Origin of the sequence: Pseudomonas sp. 50_B (assembly GCF_017491625.1) — a bacterium.
GTDB classification, from domain to species: Bacteria; Pseudomonadota; Gammaproteobacteria; order Pseudomonadales; family Pseudomonadaceae; genus Aquipseudomonas; species Aquipseudomonas danubii.
In genome coordinates, this window is sequence record NZ_JAFGYX010000004.1 from 163,395 (window position 1) to 183,429 (window position 20,035).

Sequence of the window (20,035 nt, forward strand, 5' to 3'; positions counted from 1 at the left end):
TATGCACGATCGCACCACCCTCCCCAGCGCCTACCTGCACACCATTGACCTGTGCCTGCTGCGCTACAACCGCGAGCGCTGCGAGCTGGAAATTCTCCTTCACCAACGGGACAGCGAGCCATTCGCCGGACACTGGGCGCTGCCGGGCATCGTGGTCAACGGCGATGTCGAGGACCGCAGCCTGAATGACGCGGTGGAACGCCTGCGCCGATCAAGCAAAGTGGACATGCCCCTGGCCTGGCTGGAACAGGTGGGCACCGTCGGCGACGCCTTCCGCGACCCGCGCTGCTGGTCGTCCTCGACCTTCTACCTGGGGATCGTCAGCGACCCGGTGCAGCCCGGCCCGCAGCAGGGTTTCTTTGCCCTTGGCGAGGTGGCCAGCGGCGCCTTCAAGTTGCCGTTCGACCACAACAGCCTGGTGGCCCAGACACGGGAGCGGCTGTTTTCCAAATCCCTGTACAGCAGCCTGCCGCTGATGTTTCTCGGCCAGGAATTCAGCGCCCCCGAGGCGGTGAGCATCTTCTCCCTGGTGCTGCAACGGCCGGTGCTCAAGACCAGCATCCGCCAGCGCTTGCTGAAGATGAGCGAAGCCGGCTACCTGCAGGAAACCGGACGCAAGAAAAGCGGCGATGGCGGCCGCCCTCAGGCCACAGTGGAAAGCCTCAAGCCCACCGAGTTGTACCTGTTCGATCGTTGTTTTCTGGAGTAATGCCGCCCATGAGTTCCGTCACCGAAAGCCAGTGCCTGCTGCAAACCCCGTACTTCAAGGTAGTCCGCGAAAACGGCTACTTCATCATCAAGGAAGCCCAGGCGGTGAACGGCGTGGTCGCCATACCGACCCTGGCCGATGGCCGGCTGATGCTGGTGGACCTCAAGCGCCGGGCCATTGGTGGCCAGTCCATCGAGTTTCCCCGGGGCGCCATCGATGCCGGTGAAAGCGCCTGTGACGCGGCGGCCCGGGAACTGCTGGAAGAGACCGGCTGGCAGGCATCGCAGGTCCGCCAACTGGGCTTGCTGCACAGCAACACTTCGCTGATCGCCAGCGCGGTGGCGGTGTGTCAGGTCGAAATCGCCGAACAGCAGACCACCGCCACCGATGGCGAGGTGGACCATGTACTGTGGGTCAGCCGCCAGGAGTTGCTGGCGATGATCGCCGCCGGCCAGATCACCGACGCTCACACCCTGTCGGCAGCAATGATGTTGCTGGCCGCCGAGTCGGCCTGACGCCCCCACTTCTCCAGGGCGAAGTCGACAAAGCTGCGCAGCTTGGGCAGGCGATAGCGGTCCTGGGCATACAGCAGGTGCATCGTCCGAAACGGCAACTGATAATCCTGCAGCACCGGCACCAGCCGGCCCTGCTGCAGGTCCTCCTCCACCAGCGCATCGGGCATCATCACCAGCCCCAGCCCACCCCGCGCCGCCCGGTGCAACCCGGACGAAGTGTTGGTCAGCAACGAGCCGGACACCGGAATCAGCACATCCCCCTCGGGCCCGCGCAATGGCCATTGCGTGGCGGTGGAACTCCACTCGTCACCGGCCGGGTAGGCAAATGCCAGGCAGTTGTGCTGCTGCAGATCCTCGGGAACCTGCGGGGTGCCGCAACGCTCCAGGTACTCCGGCGCGGCGCAGATGGTCAGGGTGTAATCCTGCAGCGGCCGGGCAATCAGCGCTGAGTTGTCCAGGTTGCCCAGACGCACGGCCACATCGAAGGCGCCGTCGCTCAAGTCGAAACGCTGATTGGCCAGGGTCAGTTCCACCTTGACCTGCGGACAGCGCTCCCGGAACTCGCTCAGGGCCGGAGCCAGGCGCTCGGTGCCGAAGGTCAGCGGCGCGGTGATGCGCAAGGTGCCGGAGGGCTCGCCTTGAGCCTGCTCCGCCAGGCGCTCGGAGTCCGCTACCAGGCCCAGTACCGCCAGACAACGCTGGTAGTACTCGGTGCCGAATTCGGTAAGGCGCTGGCGTCGCGTCGTGCGGTTGAGCAGGCGCACTCCAAGGCGCTGCTCCAGGGCCCGCAAGTGATTGCCCACCATGGTGGTGGACATTGCGCATTCCCGGGCGGCGGCCGTCATGTTTCCCGCCTCCACCACCTTGACGTACACCGACATTGCCTGGAACAGATCCATTATCAACCCTGACTTCAAGATGATTAAAGAAATGGCGAGTTTATCTAGCCTGAATGGCTAACGATACTGGCAGCACACCCTCTGAGATGGAGTCGCCCGCCATGACCGCCGCCTGCCTGATGAGCACCTACCAGCCCCTCGCCCTGAGCTTCTGCAAGGGCCTGGGCAGCCGCCTCTGGGACCAGACCGGGCGTGAGTACCTGGACGCCATCGCCGGAGTCGCGGTGACCGCTGTCGGCCACTCTCATCCACGCCTGGTCAGCGCCATCCGCGAACAGGCCGGCCTGCTGCTGCACAGTTCCAACCTCTATGACATCCACTGGCAGCAGCAACTGGCCGCCAAACTGACCCAGCTGAGTGGCATGGAGCGGGTGTTCTTCAACAATTCCGGGGCCGAAGCCAATGAAACCGCCCTCAAGCTGGCGCGCCTGCACGCCTGGCACAAAGGCATCGAGCAGCCCCTGGTGGTGGTCATGGAAAACGCCTTTCATGGCCGGACCCTGGCCACCCTGGCCGCCAGCGACGGCCCGGCAGTGCGCCTGGGCTACGGCCAGTTGCCGGACGGTTTTCTCAAGGTGCCGTTCGGCGATCTGGCCGCCCTGGAGTCGGTCGTTGCCAAGCACGGTTCGCGCATCAGCGCGGTGCTGATGGAGCCGATCCAGGGTGAAAGCGGCATCCAGCTGGCTGCGCCCGGCTACCTCAAGGCCGTGCGTGAGCTGTGCACCCGGCGCAACTGGCTGCTGATGCTCGACGAGATCCAGAGCGGCATCGGCCGCACCGGGCGCTGGTTCGCCTCTCAGCACGAAGGCGTGGTACCGGACGTGATGACCCTGGCCAAGGGCCTGGGCAATGGCATTCCCATCGGTGCCTGCCTGGCCCGGGGCAAGGCCGCCGAACTGTTCACCCCAGGCAGCCATGGCAGTACCTTCGGCGGCAATCCCCTGGCCTGCCGGGCGGCCTGCACCGTGCTGGACATCATCGAGGAACAGCAGTTGCTGACTAACGCCGAGCAACGCGGCGCCCAGTTGCTAGGTCGGTTGCGGGAGGAACTGGCGGGACATCCGGCGGTACGGGAGATTCGCGGGCTGGGGCTGATGGTGGGTATCGAGCTGGTGCAGCCGGCCCAGCAGTTGGTGCAGATCGCTGCCCGTGATCATGGCCTGCTGATCAATGTCACCCGGGGCACGACCATCCGCCTGCTGCCCCCCTTGGTGATCGATGCCGCAGAAGTGGAGATGATCGTCGACGGGCTGCGCCAGACCCTCGAGGCGCTGTCATCGCGCCAGGGCTGACGCGATGACGCTGGGCAAGTTCCGGGGCGCGCAGCGCCTGCCCCGGGCTAGCCGGCTATGCATTTCAGTCGTCCAGCGGCTTGGGCGCCGCCGCCGGCTTGGCCGCCTTGCCGGCCTTGGCACTGGCCGGTTTGGTTTCCGGCTCGGGAGCCGGAGCTGGAGCCGCGGCCTGTTTCTCCGACGCCGGCAACTGGTCGACCGCGCTGAAGACTTCCTTGAGCTCGATGCTCCCGGAGTGCTCGAGCTTTTTCTCGCCGTCCTTGCCCACCAGGATCACCTTGGTCTGGGCCCCCGCCCCCAGCTTGAGGCTGCGGATCAGGGCCATGGTGGATTGCGGGTCGATGTCCTTGCCATCGCGCTGGCCGATGGTGTTGATCACCGTGTACAGGACCATGTTGCGTTCGTTGAAGGCTTGACGGGTCGCCGGCTCATCCAGGGACTTCTTCAGGCTCACCAGGGTCGGGTCCACGGTGCTGGGGGCGATCACGATCAATGGCCGTGACTTGCCCAGGTCCTGAGCCAATGGGCCGTCGTTGTCGGCCGCCAGGACCGGGCCGGCGACAGCGAGCAGAGTAGCGAGGGTCAATGACCGAATGAACATGCGTCTCTCCTTATGTTTTCCACGCAGTAATGATTGCGCATTGCAGGAAAAGGTCCAGGCCGGGACTCAAAATCTGACATTTTTTTGCCCGGCCGGCCGGGCCTGCGCCTCGTGGTCTATAGGCGGCAGGAAACAAGGGCTACAGGGTTGGCAGCGATCATCGAAGTGCATTCCACGGTAAGGTTTTGTTGCATATAAGCGGGCTGTACGGAGTATCGGAACAGCGGTTGCGCCGAAACTTTCATGCCCTCCTCCGGCAGCAGAATATGCCGTCTTTCATACCACCGTCCCTGACCCGCTCGTACATCAAGCATATTGAACGGCCGCATTTAAAGTTGCTTGCAAAGTGCCATTTTGCAAACGCCAGAAAACAGGCACAACGGTTCGCTGACCTTTAACCACCCTTTCTATATCGGGGTTTTCGATCTTTCAGCATCTCGCTGAACTCACCCAGCAATGCAAAGGGAACAACGCATCGAGGCACAGACTGATATCAGCCGAAAGTTGCAACTCGCTCTGCAGTTCAATGCACAGAACAATGATCTGGAACAAATAACGCAATGAACGCCGACTTGTTCTTCCATTGCCGACCGAACTATAGTGCGGCGCGGCACGGACAGCCCGTTACACCACCCTTATTGCGCGGCAACTCGTTATATTCCTGAACGTTATCCAACGGCGGTTTTTTCGAATGAGCGTCCGACCCCGATGATCCCTCTCCTCGTCTGCGATGACTCGAGCATGGCCCGCAAGCAGGTGCTGCGGACCTTGCCCAGCGAGTGGCGGGTGTCCGTGACCCAGGCCTGCAACGGCCGCGAAGGCCTGGAAGCCCTGCGCCGGGGGCTGGGCAAGGTGGCGTTGCTGGACCTGACCATGCCGGTGATGGACGGCTACCAGGTCTTGAGTGCGGTACAGGAAGAAGGCATCGACGCACAGATCATCGTCATCTCCGGCGACGTCCAGGAAGAAGCGGTCCGTCGCACCCGCGAACTGGGGGCCCGGGCCTTCCTGAAGAAGCCCTTCGATCCCCAGCAGTTGCGTGCACTGCTCAACGAACTGCAACTGCTGGACAGCCCTGGCGCATCACCCGTCGCCCCCCTCTCGCCGCCACCCCTGGTGACCTTTCGCGACGCGTTCCGGGAAACCGTCAACGTCTCCATGGGCTACGCCGCGGCGCTGATCGCCAAGGTCCTGGACGTGTTCGTGCACCTGCCGATCCCTCACGTCAATGTGCTGGAGGCCGGCGAACTGCAGATGCTCCTGGCCGATGCCAATCGCGCCCGGCAACTGACTGCCATCTGCCAAAGCTATATCGGCAGCGGCATTGCCGGCGAAGCGCTGCTGATGTTCTACGACTCGGAAGTGGCCGACATCGCCCAACTGATGGAACAGGGCACCGATCCCTATCAGGAAATGGAAGTGCTGATCGACCTGTCCAGCGTGTTGATCGGTGCCTGCTTGAGCAGCATTGCCGAGCAGCTGGATGTGTTCTTTTCCGTGGGTCATCCCCAGGTGCTCGGCGAACACACCACCATCGATGAATTGATCGTGCTCAACCAGCAACGCTGGAACAGGACCCAAGCGGTGGAGATCAGCTACAGCCTGGAAGAACAGAACATCCACTTCGACCTGTTGCTGCTGTTCACCGAGAGCTCCATGGCCTTGCTGGAACAGAAGCTCGCCTACCTGATGAATTGAGCCATGCCCAAACGAATGGATTTCAGTGAACTGCACTGGCTGCTGGCGGTAGTCCAGAGCATCGATGTGGGGATCGTGGTGCTGGATCTGGAGTGCCGGGTCCAGGTGTGGAACAGCTTCATGGAGAACCGCTCTGGCGTGCCGTCCAAGCAGGCCATCGACCAGTCCTTTTTCGAGCTGTTCCCCGAGGTCGAGCGACCCTGGTTCACCCGCAAGGTCGGGCGTGTGGTGGCCCTGGGCACGCCGGCCTTCACCATCTGGAAGCAACGGCCATACCTGGTGCATTTCAACAACTACCAGCCGATCACCGGCCAGGGCGAGTTCATGTACCAGAACACCACGCTGCTGCCGCTGCGTTCGTCCAACAGCGAGATCCATCACGTCTGCCTGGTGATCTACGACCTCACCGACGTGGCGATCAACAGCCTGGCGTTGCAGAAGGCCAACCAGCAGTTGCAGCACCTGTCACGCGTCGATCACCTGACCCAGCTGTTCAACCGTGGCCACTGGGAACAGCGCCTGGCGTTCGAATACAGCCGCCACGGCAACGCCATTGCCCTGCTGATGCTGGACATCGACCACTTCAAGTCGATCAACGATCGCTACGGGCACCAGGCCGGCGATGCAGTGATCAGACGCGTGTCGCAACTGATCCACGAGCATGTGCGCGACAGCGATGTGGCCGGGCGCTATGGCGGCGAAGAGTTCGCCATCCTCCTGCCCCACACCGATCTGGCCGGTGCCCACACCCTGGCCGAGCGCCTGCGCCAGTCGGTGGAAGCACAACAGGTGATCCACAACGGCCAAACCATCGCCTTCACCATCAGCCTGGGCATCGCCTGCCTCGACCGTCCGGCCCGGGACCACCGTTGCCTGATCGAGTGGGCCGACCAGGCGCTGTACGCCTCCAAGCACGCCGGGCGCAATCGGGTCAGCACCTACGCGCCTTGAACAGCAGGACTCGGGCGCCTTGAACAAGGGCACTCAGGCCCCTTGAAAAAAAGCCGCCGCCAAGGGATAAACTGCGCGCTTTTCCGGTCCATCCCCCGGTCTGCTACGCCTTTTCCAGCGCCACAAGGAGTCCTGCGCGCATGTCCCAGTCGAATTCGAACCTGTCCCCGCAACAGCAATGGCAGCAAGCCGTGCTGACCTATGCCCGCGACATCAACCACTATGTCGAAACCGGCACCCGCGAGGGCTGGAAGGGCTTGAAGGAACCGAACATGCCCGACACCGAGCACCTGTTGCAGGACTGGCAAGCGGCCCTGGAAGCGAGCAATCAGGCCCCCCATGATGAGGCCGCGCGCCAGGCGTTCCGCCAGGACTGGCCACCGGCACACTTCCCACTGACGCCACGCCTGGAAAGCCAGGGGCGGATGATTCCGACCCTGGCCCTGTTGCCGGACGGTAGCCTGCTGGCACGCATCGGCGCGCCCTACGAGGCCGGCTTCGTGGTGCATATCGACGATGCGCGGATCCAGCCCCTGGAGCAGGTGGAGTGCTTCGGCATGTGCCCGCAGCGGCGTTATTTCGCCTGGGGCCGGGCCGACGGCATCCAGGTCACTGACGGCTGGAATGGGCCTCAGGTGGCCAGCTTTCCCTGGCCCGCCCCTCACGCCGGCCTGCCGGCAGGTCTGGAGCTTGAAGACAGCGGACGCCCCTCTGCCACCAGCCTGATCCCTTTCCCCGACGGGCGCCGGGTGCTGCTGGTGAGTGCCGACGGCATCTTCGTCCTGGCTGCCGATGGCGCCACCCGCCTGCTGCGCAGCCTTGAGGACATCCAGCAGGACCTGGCCGACGGCGTCGCCGCCGAAGACCTGAGCATCGGCCTGAGCATGGAACATGGCGCGGTGTCGCCCGATGGCCAGTGGATCGCCATCGGCGAGCAAAGCGGGATGCACCTGGTGTTCGATGCGAGGTTGCAACAGGTCGCGCAGATCGGCCCCGCCAGCGAGTACCCGCACTTCGCTCACTTCAACCAGCGCGGCGACCGCCTGCTGCTCAATGCCTGCCACTTCTATGGCGGCGCCAGCGTGGGGGTGGCGGTAGCCGACCTGCCGGGGCTCTCCACCGACTTCTACAGCGACGACCCGCGCACCCCGGTGCTGCAAGAAGGCGCCCGGGTGTATGCCGCGGCTTCACGGGGCGACGAGTTCATCATCGGCGACGCCTACGGTTACCTGCGGGCCATCAGTGAAACCGGCGAAGAACGCTGGCAGCACTACATCGGCTCGACCCTCACCGCCATGGACATCAGCGTCGACGGCAAGACCCTGGTGGCCGCGACCTATGCCGGGATCATCGTCCAGATCGCCCTGGATAGCGGACGACCGGACTGGCAGATCGGCACCGGCGAGCACCATGAGCTGCGGCGCTGGCTGTTCTGGAAGGACTTCGCCAAGCCGCTGCTGTGGTGAGTGGGTTTTAAACCGGCGGGCGCGAGAAACTCACCTGCAGTTGCAGGTGATCCGGATCATCGATCGCCCGCAGGTACTCCTCGACACTGACCTCGCCAGCACTGGAGCGCGCCCCCGAGACCGGCACATGGCCGGCCAGCAGCTTGTGCACCAGGGCCACCGCAGCGCAGCTGGGGATCTCCGGGCCGTGATCGTGGGTGGCGGTCAACTGCGCGTACATCGACAGCGGCTGACCGTCCTGGCCCAGGCCATGCACGTCCACGTACAGGGCACTGAGGCCGTCGCCGAAACCTTCAAACCAAGTGCCGCAACGATGCAGACGCGCAGCCCAGGGCGCCGGGTCGGCGATCAGCCCGAGCTTCACCGCCTGGGCCAGCAGGGCGTTGGCCAGCCCGGCGACCTTCAGCCCGGCACCCGCCTTGAAGCTCAAGGTGTGGGCGCCATAACGCTCGGCGAACAGGTCCAGGTCCGGTACATCGACATTGGCCACCAGCCGCGTGCCCAGCCTGGGCAGCTTGCGCAAGGTCAGGCCCTGCCAGCCGATCACCGGGAGCGGCTGGCCGTCCTTGAGTTGCAGGATCGGCCGGCCGGCGTAGGCCAGTACACCCTGGATGGTGGACAGGCCGGGCATTTTCGCCGAGGAGGAAATGCCGTGCTCGATCCGATCGATGCGGGAGAAACGCTCACGGTGCTCATCGATGATCGCCGTCGACAGGGTCGGCACCGAACTGCACCCGCTGAGGAGGGTCACCCCGGCGGCCCGAGCCGCCTCATCCAGGGTGCCGATACCGCGCACGAACTGGCGGCAGTCGGCCAGGTCGCAGTAGTTGACCCCAGCCTCGATGCAGCCCTGGGCCACCGCGTAGGACTGGCCCTGGAACGGCCCTGCGGTGTGGATCACCCAATGCACATCCAGGGCCTTGAGCGCCGGCACCCACTGCGGGCCCATGGCATCGCCGCACCAGCCTTCGCAGGGCTGTCCAGCCTCGGCTTGCAGCGCCTGAACCTTGGCCGCGAGCTTGCGCGGGTCACGCCCGGAAATCAGCAGATGCACCCCGGGCGTCTGGATCAGATAGCGGCAGACGATGCTGCCGAAATTGCCATAACCACCGACCACCAACACCCTGAGCGTCATTACCTGCATCCTTGAACCAAGCCATTGCGCAGCTGCCAAGCTGCCATTCGAGGCGCGGCAGCTTGGTGGATTTGCCAGGGATCGACAAGCCCCCGGTTGCCCGCGGCGGCCTCCTCAACCGCCTTCGGCGAAGCGTCGTAATATTCGGTTAGAAAAAAAATGCCAATGCCGGTCCGGCATAATGCTATGCAAATTCCTCATCAACTCGGGCCTTGGAGCGTGTTAGCCTCGTCCCGCTATGTCGGCTTCGCATAATAAACTTGCCGGTTCACGTAACCGAGTGAGACCCAGACGCCTTGTTACCCCCCTTTGCTTCACCTTCATCTGCCCAACTAACGTTTCGCTGTGAGCCCTTCAATCATCGGCTCGCCAAGGGAACTGATTGCAAAATCTGACTCGACCTCAAGGTCGATCTCTCGATCCTATCTCGGAGCTGTTATGTCCAGGCTTTCCCATCAAGATTTGCGCCGCGGTTTCCGTGAACTGATCGCTTCCAACTCCTGCTACCACACCGCTTCCGTGTTCGACCCGATGTCTGCCCGTATCGCCGCCGACCTGGGTTTTGAAGTGGGCATCCTGGGTGGCTCCGTGGCTTCGCTGCAAGTGCTGGCGGCCCCTGACTTCGCCCTGATCACCCTCAGCGAATTCGCCGAACAGGCCACCCGCATCGGCCGCGTGGCCCAGTTGCCGGTGATCGCCGATGCCGACCATGGTTATGGCAACGCCCTCAACGTGATGCGCACCGTGGTTGAACTGGAGCGTGCCGGCATCGCCGCGCTGACCATCGAAGACACCCTGCTGCCCGCGCAATTCGGGCGTAAATCCACCGACCTGATTGGCGTTGCCGAAGGCGTCGGCAAGATCCGCGCCGCCCTGGAAGCCCGGGTCGATAACGAACTGGCGATCATCGCCCGGACCAACGCCGGGATTCTTCCGGTGCAGGAAATCATCAGCCGCACCCAGCAGTATCAACGTGCCGGCGCCGACGCCATCTGCATGGTGGGCATCCGTGATTTCGAGCAACTGGAACAGATCTCCGAGCACCTGAGTGTGCCGCTGATGCTGGTGACCTACGGCAACCCGGCCCTGCGCGATGACGCACGCCTGGCGGAGCTGGGAGTGAAAATCGTGGTGGACGGCCACGCCGCCTACTTCGCCGCGATCAAGGCCACTTACGACTGCCTGCGGGAACAGCGGCAGATCTTCACCCAGGCCTCGGACCTGAGTGCCACCGAACTGGCTCATACCTACACCCAGCCCGAGGACTACATCGTCTGGGCCAAGGAGTTCATGAGCGTCAAGGAGTAACACCGGCGATGGGCCGGGGTGAGGCGCAACGCCTCAACCCTGGGCCGATTTCAGCGCGCCTTCCACACAGTCGAGGATCTGCCCGATGGTCCAGGGCTTGCGAATGAAGGACACCGGATAACGCACCCCGGAACTCTCGGGGGTCTCGAACCCCGACATGACCACAATGGGCAGCGACGGCCAGTGCTCACCGCACAGGTTGCTCAGGCTGGCGCCATTGAGCCGGCCGGGCATGGTGATATCGGTCAGCAGCAGGGCCACGTCCGCGGCATGTTGCTGGAGGAATTCCCAGGCCCGGTCGGCACTCTCCATGGCCTCGGTGGCAAACCCCTCGTCCTGCAGAATCTCGCACAGGAACTCCAGCACCGTCGGTTCATCCTCCACCACCAGGATCAAACGGGAGGTGGCGTCTGGGTTGACGGACGAGGCTGGGCACATGGGGTAACACTCCCTGAAGGTTTGAGGACTCTACGGACAGGACCGCTGACAAGAGTTATGAGCGGCGGCTTGACGATAAATTCATTCCCGATGCGCCCGCAGTGTTTTTTTCGGACAGGTCCGAACCGGCTGGCGATAATGCGACCCCGATATCAGCGTAACAAGGGAGACAGGTCATCCATGGAGTTCGATCCCCAACGCCTGGCCCAGGCCCGACACCTGGTGGTGTTCAGTGGCGCCGGAGTCTCGGCCGAAAGCGCCATCCCGACCTTTCGCGACGCCCTGACCGGGTTGTGGGAGAACTTCGACCCGGCGCGGCTGGCCACGCCCCAAGCCTTTCGCGAGGACCCGGCGCTGGTCTGGGGCTGGTATGAATGGCGCCGCATGAAAGTGCTCCAGGCCCGACCCAACCCGGCCCACCTGGCGATTGCCGAACTGGCCCGGCGCGTACCGCGCCTGACCCTGATCACCCAGAATGTCGATGACCTGCACGAGCGCGCCGGCAGCCCCTCGGTGCTGCACCTGCACGGCAGCCTGCATCACCCCAAGTGCTTCGCCTGCAACCGCCCCTTCAGCGGCAAACTGCCAGAACCCCTGTTGCCGGAGCAGGGTTGCAGCCTGGAGCCCCCCCGTTGCACCGGCTGCAACGGCAAGATCCGCCCCGGGGTGGTGTGGTTCGGCGAAGCCCTGCCACCGCACATCCTCAAGGAGGCATTCAAAGCGGCAGGCGAATGCGACCTGCTGTTGTCGATAGGCACCTCGGGTCTGGTGCAGCCGGCGGCGCAGATCCCCAAACTGGCGCTGGAGCAAGGTGCCTGCGTGGTGCACATCAACCCGCAGCCCCAGGCCTGTACGAAGCCTGAGGAATACAGCCTGGTGGGCAAGGCCGGAGAGATTCTGCCGCAACTGCTGCGCCAGGCCTTTGCCTGATTTTCTGGCGGCTCAAGCCGAGCCACCATTTCTGTTCAAGGACGCTTTCACATGCTGCAATCCCCCGACTCTTCATGGTTTGAAGCCGCCTGGGCACAACGTGAAGAACAACTCTACCCGGCGCTGTTCGGCGACCTGGGCCCAGGCATCTACCCCCTGGACATGGCGCTGTTCAGCGAGGTCTTCGGTCAGACCGAAATCGACCCGCGCTGGCTCAGCCACGGAGTCTTCGAATCTCCGCCTACCACCACGCGCAGCAGTTGGCTGTACGTCACTTCAGGGCTGTCCAATGCCTGGGAAGATGCGCAACCCGAAGCCGATGGCTGGTCCGGGATGGGCCAGGAACTGCTGCTGGAAACCCGCGAGCAGGCGCCCTGGGCCCTGCACCTGCTGCGTAAATTTTGCGCCTATCAACTGCTACTGGCCGCCGGCCGTTTCGGCGAGCAGCAGCCTCTGGGCGAATGGGACCGCATGCGTACCGGGCAACCCATCGACGGCGGCGACAGCTTGTTGCGGGCATTGCTGTTCGTTCCCGCACCGGCTTTTTCCGGGCCTCATCAATTGCTGAGCGGACGCTTCGAATTCCTTCAGATCGTCGGTCTGACCCTGGACGAACACGCCTGGGGCCAGAGCGCGGGTTATCCGGCCCTGCAGCAACGCCTGACCCAGGCCGTAGCCTCGCCGGTGATGGATCCGGCACGGGCCAGCGTCTGCTGAGGCTCGATGAAAATTCACCGCGACCGTGACGGATCGTCATTTTTCCAGCCACAGCGGGCCCGCTTGAGGTAGATTCAGACAGCGAACAATCTCGCGACGACGTTTGCTTTCTTGCCCTGCCGCTGGAAACCAAGCCCCGTACCGGTGGCTCTTTCACTGCCCCGCCGTTTTTTCGCCACTGACCGCACATGGCGCGGTGGCGCCGATTTCAGGAAATGGATTAATGCCGCAAAGACAAGTGATCAATGCTTCGGTGAGCCCGAAAGGCAGCCTGGAGACCCTCTCGCAACGTGAAGTGCAACAACTCAGCGCCGCCGGTTCCGGCAGCATCTACACGCTGTTCCGCCAGTGCGCCCTGGCGATCCTCAACACCGGCGCCCACGTCGACAACGCCAAGACCATCCTCGACGCCTACCACGATTTCGAAGTGCGCATTCACCAGCAGGACCGTGGCGTGCGCCTGGAACTGCTGAACGCACCGGCCGACGCCTTCGTCGATGGCGAGATGATTGCCAGCACCCGGGAAATGCTCTTCAGCGCCCTGCGCGACATCGTCTACACCGAGAACGAACTGGACAGCCAGCGCATCGACCTGGAGAGCTCCCAGGGCATCACCGACTACGTCTTCCACCTGCTGCGCAACGCCCGCACCCTGCGGCCCGGCGTGGAGCCGAAGATGGTGGTGTGCTGGGGCGGCCACTCGATCAATACCGAAGAATACAAATACACCAAGAAGGTCGGCCACGAACTGGGCCTGCGCAAGCTGGACATCTGCACCGGCTGCGGTCCGGGCGTGATGAAGGGCCCGATGAAAGGCGCCACCATCGCCCACGCCAAGCAGCGCATGAGCGGCGGCCGCTACCTGGGCCTGACCGAGCCGGGGATCATCGCCGCCGAAGCACCGAACCCCATCGTCAACGAGCTGGTGATCCTGCCGGACATCGAGAAGCGCCTGGAGGCCTTCGTGCGTGTCGGCCACGGCATCATCATCTTCCCGGGGGGCGCCGGCACCGCCGAGGAATTCCTCTACCTGCTGGGCATCCTGATGCACCCGGACAACCGTGAACTGCCGTTCCCGGTGATCCTGACCGGTCCCAAGAGCGCAGCGCCCTATCTGGAGCAGCTCAACGCCTTTGTCCTGGCGACCCTGGGCGAAGCGGCGCAGAAGCACTACCAGATCATCATCGACAACCCGGCAGAAGTGGCCCGGCAGATGACCGAAGGGCTGAAGACCGTCAAGCAGTTCCGCCGCGAACGCAACGACGCCTTCCACTTCAACTGGCTGCTGAAGATCGACGAGGGCTTTCAGCGCCCCTTCGATCCGACCCACGAGAACATGGCCAACCTGCAACTGAACCACGCCCTGGCGCCCCACGAACTGGCGGCCAACCTGCGCCGGGCGTTCTCCGGCATCGTCGCCGGCAACGTCAAGGACCAGGGCATCCGCCTGATCGAACAGAAAGGTCCCTACAGCATTCACGGTGACCCGGCGATCATGCAGCCCCTGGACCAACTGCTCAAAGCCTTCGTCGAGCAGCACCGCATGAAGCTGCCAGGCGGCGCGGCCTATGTGCCGTGCTACCGCGTAGTGAGTTGATCCCCAGCCCCTTCGGTGGTTGAACAGCGCCGCGCGTTCCCTGGGAGCGCGCGGCTTTTTCTTGCCCGGCATTGGCCTCCCGCGCCAGGCCGCCCCCTCGGCTTTGTGCTAGCTGAAACCCGGCAAAGGATGGCCGGGCTCCGGTAGGATGTGGCGCCAACCATCAAGGAGTGATTCATGCCAGCACCAGACAGTGAGACGTCCGCCCGGTGGGAAGCCTTCTACAAGACTTTCGAGGGACGCCCACCTTCGCCCCTGTTGTGCCGCGCCCTGGCCTTGAACCTGCCCGACATGGACCAGCCTCTGGCCATCGACCTGGGTTGCGGCTCGGGCATCGAGACCCGCTTATTGCTGGAGCGCGGCTGGAGAGTGCTGGCCATCGACCAGGAAGCGAGCGCCATCGAGCGCCTCAAAGAACGCGCCGGAACCCTCGCCGAAGGTCGCCTACGTGCCGTCCAGGGGCAGTTCGAAACCCTCAATGAACTGGCGCCGGCCCAACTGATTCACGCCGGACTGGCCTGGCCGTTCTGTCGCCCCGACGCCTTCGCCCGGTTCTGGCAGGTGCAAGTCGAGGCCTTGCAACCCGGCGCGTTGCTGGTGGGCCAGCTGTTCGGTGAGCGGGACCAATGGGCCACGGCGCCAGACCTGACTTTTCACTCCCGCAGCGCCGCACAGGCACTGTGCGCCGGCCTGCACATCGAGCATTTCGAGGAAAGCGAAGGGCTGGGCAAGAGCCTGCGCGGTCCCAAGCACAACCACAGGTTCGACCTGATCCTGCGCAAACCCTGACGGACGCCACCAAGGCCGCCGCCCTATCCCCCCTCCCATCCTCGGGCAACGCCGCTGCACAGGGTGTTGCCACCTGCAAAACGCAGCGGGTTTGACAGCCTCGCGGCCACGTGAAATAGTTTTTCAACAATATGGAACATAATTCCACTTTTTATAATTACATCGAAAAGGCCTGTCATCGTGAGCGAAGTTCCCGCCGCAACCCTCCCGCCCCTGGATTGTGACCTGCTGGTGATCGGCTCCGGCGCTGCCGGCCTGGCCTGTGCCGTGACCGCCGCCTGGCATGGCCTGAAGGTGGTAGTAGTGGAAAAGGATTCCACTTTCGGCGGTGCCAGTGCCTGGTCCGGTGGCTGGATGTGGGTGCCGGGCAATCCCCTGGCGCGCCGCGCCGGCATCCATGAAAACCCGCAGCAACCGCGCACCTACCTCAGGCATGAACTGGGCGAAGGCTACGACGCCGGACGCATCGACGCCTTTCTTGATAACGGCCCACAAATGGTGGCGTTCTTCGAACAGCACACCGCCCTGCAGTTCGTCGACGGCAATGGCATTCCGGACATCCACGGCCAGGTGCCCGGGGCTGGCATCGAGGGTCATCAGGTGATCGCCGCGCCCTATGACGCCCGGGCCATCGGTCCCTTGCTGGCGCGCCTGCGCCGGACCCTGCGCGAGACCTCGTTCCTGGGCATGCCGATCATGGCCGGGGCCGACCTGGGCGCCTTTCTCAGCATGACGCGCTCGTTCAAGTCGCTGTTGCATGTGGGCAAGCGCTTTATCCGCCATCTGCGGGACCTGGCGCTGCATGGCCGAGCCATGCACCTGGTGAACGGCGTGGCGCTGATCGGCCGGCTGGCGAAGTCGGCCCAGGACCTGGGAGTGAATCTGCTGGAGTCGTCGCCGGCCCGTTCGCTGCTACAGGACGAACAAGGGGTGCACGGCGCCCTGGTCGACACGCCTCAGGGGCCGCGGGAGATCCGTGCCCGTCGCGGCGTGGTCCTGGCGGCCGGCGGTTTTGCCCAGGACCCGGTTCGACGCCAGGCGCTGTTTCCCCGGGCGTCTGGCCCCGATGAGCATCTGGCCTTGCCCCCCTTGAGCTGCTCGGGAGACGGCATTCGTCTCGGTGAGGCCGCCGGTGCCGTGCTGGCCACCGACCTGGCCAGCCCGGTGGCCTGGGCCCCGGTATCGCGGGTGCAACACGCCGACGGCAGCATCGGCCACTTTCCCCATATCATCGATCGGGCCAAGCCCGGGGTGATCGGGGTGCTGGCCAATGGCAAACGCTTCGTCAACGAGGCCGACGGTTACTACGACTACACCGCGGCCATGGTGGAAGCGGTTCCGGCCGGCGAGGAAGTGGCGTCCTGGCTGATCTGCGACCACCGCTTCCAGCGTCGTTACGGATTGGGTTATGCCCGCCCCTTCCCCCTGCCGGTGGGCCATCTGGTGCGCAACGGCTACCTGCAACGGGCCGACTCCATCCAGGAGCTGGCACGGCGTTGCGGCATCGACCCACAAGGCCTGGCCGCCACGGTACAAGCGTTCAACCAGCATGCCCGGCAGGGTCAGGACCCTGAGTTCGGTCGCGGCTCGACGCCCTACAACCGCAAGCAGGGTGACGCCCTGCACCCAGGGCCTAATCCCTGCGTGGCGCCTATCCAGCAAGGGCCGTTCTATGGGGTCAAAGTGCTGCCCGGCAGTTTCGGCACCTTTGCCGGGCTCAAGACCAGCCCCCAGGCCCAAGTACTGGATCAGGCCGGGGCGGTGATCCCGGGGCTGTATGCCGCGGGCACCGACATGGCCAGTGTCATGGGCGGCTTCTACCCGTCCGGGGGCATCAACCTGGGGCCGGCCATGACCTTCGGCTACATTGCCGGGCGCCATGCCGCAGGCGTCAGTGACTATGAGGTGATCCTCGAACCGGCCCTTGGCGCAGGTTCCGGACAATGCGCTGCGATGCATTGACCTGGCACCGCGGGTTCATGGGCTCCAGCCGGGGCCCTGCTCCACCAGGGGCTGCGACGCCTGCAACTGCGCCTCGATCTGCCGCGCCAGGTAATACACCCCGGCCATGACCCCGTGCTCAGGATCATGCAACTGCTTGAGCCAGGCCTGATCGAAGGCCACGCCCAGATCGCGCCGGGTCTGCGCCTGCAGGTCCTCGCGCTCATTGCTCTGGACCAGGGCCCGTACGCCCGCCACCCCCACGGAAATCAGCGCTCCGGCCACCCGCCCCACCGCGGCGGCCACGGCACCGGCCACACCGCGACTGGCGAACTGGGCCTGAAGTTTCTCGCTGGTGACCTGGGCCACCTGGGACACGCCCGGCGCCGCCTCCCCCTGATCGGTCGCCGGCCCGGCATGAATCTGCTGCAACAGCGGCGCATAGGCCGGCAGACGGGCCACCGGCTCGACCTGCAACAGCTGCTGCAACGAAGCGCGCTGCCCGGCCTGGGGCCCAAGATCGATGGCGATGATCCGCGCCAGATGCTGATCCAATTGCGGCACGGGCAACTGGTGACGCACAGTGCTGAGCTGCACCTGCTGACGCAGCAACTGCACATAGAACTCCATGGCCTCGCCGGTAATGCCATCGGCATCGATCTCCAGCGCCACTGGTGCCAGGACCCGCTGCTGATACTGTTCCTGCAGGTAAACGGCCAGGCGCCTGGAAGCCTGTGCGTCATCGCCCCGGTCGTTCAGGGAATACCAACCGACCTTGAGCGCCAGCCATTCCTGGGTCCAGTAGCCACTGAACCAGGGAATGAAGTGTTCGTCGGTCTGCTGATAGATCCGTGTGCGCCAATGCTCCATGGAGCCCTGGGCATAGACCTCAGCCTGCTGGGTGGCGGAGCGTGAGGCGTTCAGCAGTTCCCCGTCCACCTGACGCCAGACGGCCGGACTGACCGGCGCCTGGGCGACGGGTTCGGCGACACGGCTGGCGCAGCCAGGAAGGAGCAGTACCAGCACCGCCAGCCCCAGGCTGAACAACCAGGACCTGGGGCGACAGCAACGCAGCGCCAGTGAGCACAAGGCAAGTCCCTCCCTGAAGGCAAGGCCAGGCCAGAGTCGACTGTCCGGCCTGGCCTACTTGCAGTATAGGTAGCGCCACTGCGAGGCCCGGGGCGTTTTGCCAGGCGCTCGTGCAATCGTTACGGCATCGGTATATTGCCCGGGGCGCCTGCGCCACGGACCTGCCTCCCCCCTACAAGGAACCTTCATGCTCTACCGCATCGCCGCTGACAGCCTGGTGCTGTTTCACCTGTCATTCATCGTCTTCGTGCTGCTGGGAGGCCTGCTGGTGCTGCGCCATCCGCGGCTGATGCTGCTGCACCTGCCCGCCGCGGCCTGGGGTGTGGCGGTGGAAGTCCTGCACCTGGAATGCCCGCTGACCCGCTGGGAAAACCTGTTGCGCCACGCCGCCGGCCAGGATGGCTACGGGGCCGGGTTCATCGAGCACTACCTGATCCCACTGATCTACCCCGCCGGCCTGACCCCGGGCATCCAGCTCTGGCTGGGCAGCCTGGTTCTAGTGATCAACCTCTCGGTCTACGGCTACCTGGCACGGCGCTGGAGCCGTACCCGCCACGCCTGAAGCCTCCCCCCTTGTGACCGCAGCGGCGAACTGGCCCGCACCTTGGCGCTCTAGGACGGATCGGCCTCGCAGGCCTGGGTCAGCGCCTGCCAGGTGGCCTGGTCGACAGGGATCAAGTGCTCGATGCGCAATGACGCCACAGTGATGTCCTGGGGCATGCCAAAGGTGGTGAAGGTGGAAAGAAAACGCAGTTCGCCCGTGGGCCCGCGCACCCGAGTCAGCAGCAACGGCGTGGCCAGGCTTGCAGCACCCGCCGCCTCGCCGGGACACGGCAGGCTCGCCAGCAGCGCCACCAGCCCTGGCTGTTGCGCCGCCTCCCGGGCCGCCCGCTGCCAAGCCACCTGACGGATCTCTTCGGCATTGATCAGGCAGTCACCAAAACCACCGGGCAGCAGCAGGCTCGCCAACAGATTGAAACCTTGCTCCAGCGCCGCCGCCGGCAGTCCCAAAAGCCCGAACAAGGCCGTGGTGGCGCGATTGGCGGCCAGTACCTGCCAGCCGCTGTCGATGACAATGGCCGGCGCCGGGTTGTTGGCCTGGAGCAGGTGCATCAGCGCGGCGCGCACCGGCTCCAGGCCCGGATCGTCCAATGGCAAAGCGGCATAACGGGGGGCATAGCCGGCGGCAAGATACACCCGGTTGCGTATTTCCAGTGGGGTATCCAGGGTGCTCAGCAAGCCATGCAGCAGCGCCGGGCTGGGCTGGGCCCGGCCCGTCTCGACGCAGCTCAGGTGCCGTTGCGACATGCCCACCTGCAACGCCAGATCCAGCTGGCTCAAGCGCGCTTGCCGCCGCAGCTGGCGCAGTTGCGCGCCGACCGGCAGCGCTGGCGCGGGAACGCGTCCAAGGGGTTCAATCATCGGGTTCCGTCATCCTTTGGGTGGGTTAGCCGTTGGCGGACAGCTCAGCGAACAGGCTTGAAAAGGATCAGTTCGGGATCATCCTCGTCCAGGTTCTCGACCACCCCACTGGGGCGAAAACCCGCCTTGGCCAGCAACCCCTGGGCCGCCAGATTGGAGCGGTTGGTGGAGGTGAACAACTTGGTCGTCCGACAAGCCCTCTCGGCGGCAGCGAGCAGCCGTTGTGCCACCCCCTGACGTTGCTGCTCGGGCGCCACAACCACCAGGGAAACGAACCCCTGCTCGAAAAAATCATGCTTGAGCAGCACATAGCCGGCGACCCTGTCGCACGCCACCTCGACCCACACCTGGCCCCGCCCGACCGCCTCACGAAGCGCCTGGCCTCGGCTGGCATGAGCTTGCGCGTAAGCATCAAAGCCAAGCATGGCTGGCACATCCTCAGGCCGAGCCTCACGAATCAACCGCGGGATACCTGGCTGGGGAATCTGTTGGTTGTCACTCATCGCTACTCATTCCTTGAGGGTGTTGGTCGTCCGGT

Annotated in this window: 20 protein-coding genes; 13 read left to right on the forward strand and 7 right to left on the reverse strand. The window is 64.5% G+C overall.

Translation table 11 applies throughout. The annotated features are described in order from the left end of the window. Position 1 precedes the first annotated feature (1 nt). Together J5M73_RS07470 and J5M73_RS07475 are read left to right on the forward strand one after the other, a co-directional pair. Complete coding sequence (locus J5M73_RS07470) at positions 2 to 709, forward strand: NUDIX hydrolase (protein WP_102864315.1); 708 nt, start codon at positions 2 to 4, stop codon at positions 707 to 709. Between the two features lie 8 nt (positions 710 to 717). After that, the gene (locus tag J5M73_RS07475; RefSeq protein WP_102864314.1) at positions 718 to 1,224 is read left to right on the forward strand and encodes an NUDIX hydrolase; all 507 of its coding nucleotides are present in this window, start codon (positions 718 to 720) and stop codon (positions 1,222 to 1,224) included. Here the strand turns inward: J5M73_RS07475 and J5M73_RS07480 are convergent. Further along, positions 1,176 to 2,123, reverse strand: coding sequence for a LysR family transcriptional regulator (locus J5M73_RS07480; protein ID WP_102864313.1), 948 nt, complete (start codon positions 2,121 to 2,123; stop codon positions 1,176 to 1,178). The two genes, J5M73_RS07475 and J5M73_RS07480, sit on opposite strands and share 49 nt — an antisense overlap. A gap of 101 nt (positions 2,124 to 2,224) precedes the next feature. On the opposite strand from J5M73_RS07480, the gene J5M73_RS07485 reads away from it, so the two are divergent. Next, positions 2,225 to 3,415 (forward strand): aspartate aminotransferase family protein, encoded by a 1,191-nt coding sequence (locus J5M73_RS07485; protein WP_207815256.1) that lies wholly within the window; start codon positions 2,225 to 2,227, stop codon positions 3,413 to 3,415. 64 nt (positions 3,416 to 3,479) lie between these two features. Here J5M73_RS07485 and J5M73_RS07490 read toward each other — a convergent pair whose 3' ends face one another. Further along, positions 3,480 to 4,016, reverse strand: coding sequence for a DUF4174 domain-containing protein (locus J5M73_RS07490; RefSeq protein WP_115582194.1), 537 nt, complete (start codon positions 4,014 to 4,016; stop codon positions 3,480 to 3,482). Between the two features lie 708 nt (positions 4,017 to 4,724). On the opposite strand from J5M73_RS07490, the gene J5M73_RS07495 reads away from it, so the two are divergent. The 3 genes from J5M73_RS07495 to J5M73_RS07505 all read left to right on the forward strand — a co-directional run bounded on the left by J5M73_RS07495 (position 4,725) and on the right by J5M73_RS07505 (position 8,131). Then, a complete protein-coding gene (locus tag J5M73_RS07495) occupies positions 4,725 to 5,714 on the forward strand; it encodes a response regulator (protein ID WP_102864310.1) in 990 nt (329 codons plus the stop codon). A gap of 3 nt (positions 5,715 to 5,717) precedes the next feature. Further along, positions 5,718 to 6,665, forward strand: a complete 948-nt coding sequence (locus J5M73_RS07500) for a sensor domain-containing diguanylate cyclase (protein WP_207815264.1) — start codon at positions 5,718 to 5,720, stop codon at positions 6,663 to 6,665. A 140-nt stretch (positions 6,666 to 6,805) separates the two neighbouring features. Beyond that, positions 6,806 to 8,131: a hypothetical protein gene (locus J5M73_RS07505; RefSeq protein ID WP_207815267.1), complete on the forward strand. Its 1,326-nt coding sequence runs from the start codon at positions 6,806 to 6,808 to the stop codon at positions 8,129 to 8,131. Between the two features lie 7 nt (positions 8,132 to 8,138). Here the strand turns inward: J5M73_RS07505 and J5M73_RS07510 are convergent, their stop codons facing one another. Then, complete coding sequence (locus J5M73_RS07510; protein WP_102864307.1) at positions 8,139 to 9,266, reverse strand: saccharopine dehydrogenase NADP-binding domain-containing protein; 1,128 nt, start codon at positions 9,264 to 9,266, stop codon at positions 8,139 to 8,141. Between the two features lie 438 nt (positions 9,267 to 9,704). Between J5M73_RS07510 and J5M73_RS07515 the strand changes: the two genes are divergently transcribed. Continuing rightward, positions 9,705 to 10,574 carry an oxaloacetate decarboxylase gene (locus tag J5M73_RS07515; protein WP_102864306.1) on the forward strand — a complete coding sequence of 290 codons (870 nt, stop codon included), beginning with the start codon at positions 9,705 to 9,707 and terminating at the stop codon, positions 10,572 to 10,574. Positions 10,575 to 10,607: 33 nt separating this feature from the next. On the opposite strand, the gene J5M73_RS07520 is transcribed toward J5M73_RS07515, so the two are convergent. Beyond that, positions 10,608 to 11,012 carry a response regulator gene (locus tag J5M73_RS07520; RefSeq protein ID WP_102864305.1) on the reverse strand — a complete coding sequence of 135 codons (405 nt, stop codon included), beginning with the start codon at positions 11,010 to 11,012 and terminating at the stop codon, positions 10,608 to 10,610. A gap of 180 nt (positions 11,013 to 11,192) precedes the next feature. On the opposite strand from J5M73_RS07520, the gene J5M73_RS07525 reads away from it, so the two are divergent. From J5M73_RS07525 to J5M73_RS07545, 5 genes are all read left to right on the forward strand, one after another. Further along, the gene (locus J5M73_RS07525) at positions 11,193 to 11,942 is read left to right on the forward strand and encodes an NAD-dependent deacylase (RefSeq protein ID WP_207815270.1); all 750 of its coding nucleotides are present in this window, start codon (positions 11,193 to 11,195) and stop codon (positions 11,940 to 11,942) included. Positions 11,943 to 11,993: 51 nt separating this feature from the next. Continuing rightward, complete coding sequence (locus tag J5M73_RS07530) at positions 11,994 to 12,659, forward strand: suppressor of fused domain protein (protein ID WP_102864303.1); 666 nt, start codon at positions 11,994 to 11,996, stop codon at positions 12,657 to 12,659. 223 nt (positions 12,660 to 12,882) lie between these two features. Then, entirely contained in the window at positions 12,883 to 14,256 is a 1,374-nt protein-coding gene (gene ppnN / locus J5M73_RS07535) for a nucleotide 5'-monophosphate nucleosidase PpnN (RefSeq protein WP_102879885.1), read from the forward strand. A 177-nt stretch (positions 14,257 to 14,433) separates the two neighbouring features. Then, a complete protein-coding gene (locus J5M73_RS07540; RefSeq protein WP_207815273.1) occupies positions 14,434 to 15,045 on the forward strand; it encodes a class I SAM-dependent methyltransferase in 612 nt (203 codons plus the stop codon). Positions 15,046 to 15,225: 180 nt separating this feature from the next. Continuing rightward, entirely contained in the window at positions 15,226 to 17,007 is a 1,782-nt protein-coding gene (locus tag J5M73_RS07545) for an FAD-dependent oxidoreductase (protein WP_207815274.1), read from the forward strand. Between the two features lie 15 nt (positions 17,008 to 17,022). Here J5M73_RS07545 and J5M73_RS07550 read toward each other — a convergent pair whose 3' ends face one another. Further along, positions 17,023 to 18,075, reverse strand: coding sequence for a hypothetical protein (locus tag J5M73_RS07550; RefSeq protein ID WP_243433705.1), 1,053 nt, complete (start codon positions 18,073 to 18,075; stop codon positions 17,023 to 17,025). Positions 18,076 to 18,262: 187 nt separating this feature from the next. On the opposite strand from J5M73_RS07550, the gene J5M73_RS07555 reads away from it, so the two are divergent. Next, positions 18,263 to 18,637 (forward strand): DUF2784 domain-containing protein, encoded by a 375-nt coding sequence (locus J5M73_RS07555; protein ID WP_102864296.1) that lies wholly within the window; start codon positions 18,263 to 18,265, stop codon positions 18,635 to 18,637. Between the two features lie 50 nt (positions 18,638 to 18,687). On the opposite strand, the gene J5M73_RS07560 is transcribed toward J5M73_RS07555, so the two are convergent. Continuing rightward, positions 18,688 to 19,497 carry a helix-turn-helix domain-containing protein gene (locus J5M73_RS07560; RefSeq protein WP_207815275.1) on the reverse strand — a complete coding sequence of 270 codons (810 nt, stop codon included), beginning with the start codon at positions 19,495 to 19,497 and terminating at the stop codon, positions 18,688 to 18,690. Positions 19,498 to 19,541: 44 nt separating this feature from the next. Continuing rightward, positions 19,542 to 20,000 carry a GNAT family N-acetyltransferase gene (locus J5M73_RS07565; protein WP_207815276.1) on the reverse strand — a complete coding sequence of 153 codons (459 nt, stop codon included), beginning with the start codon at positions 19,998 to 20,000 and terminating at the stop codon, positions 19,542 to 19,544. Positions 20,001 to 20,035 lie beyond the last annotated feature (35 nt).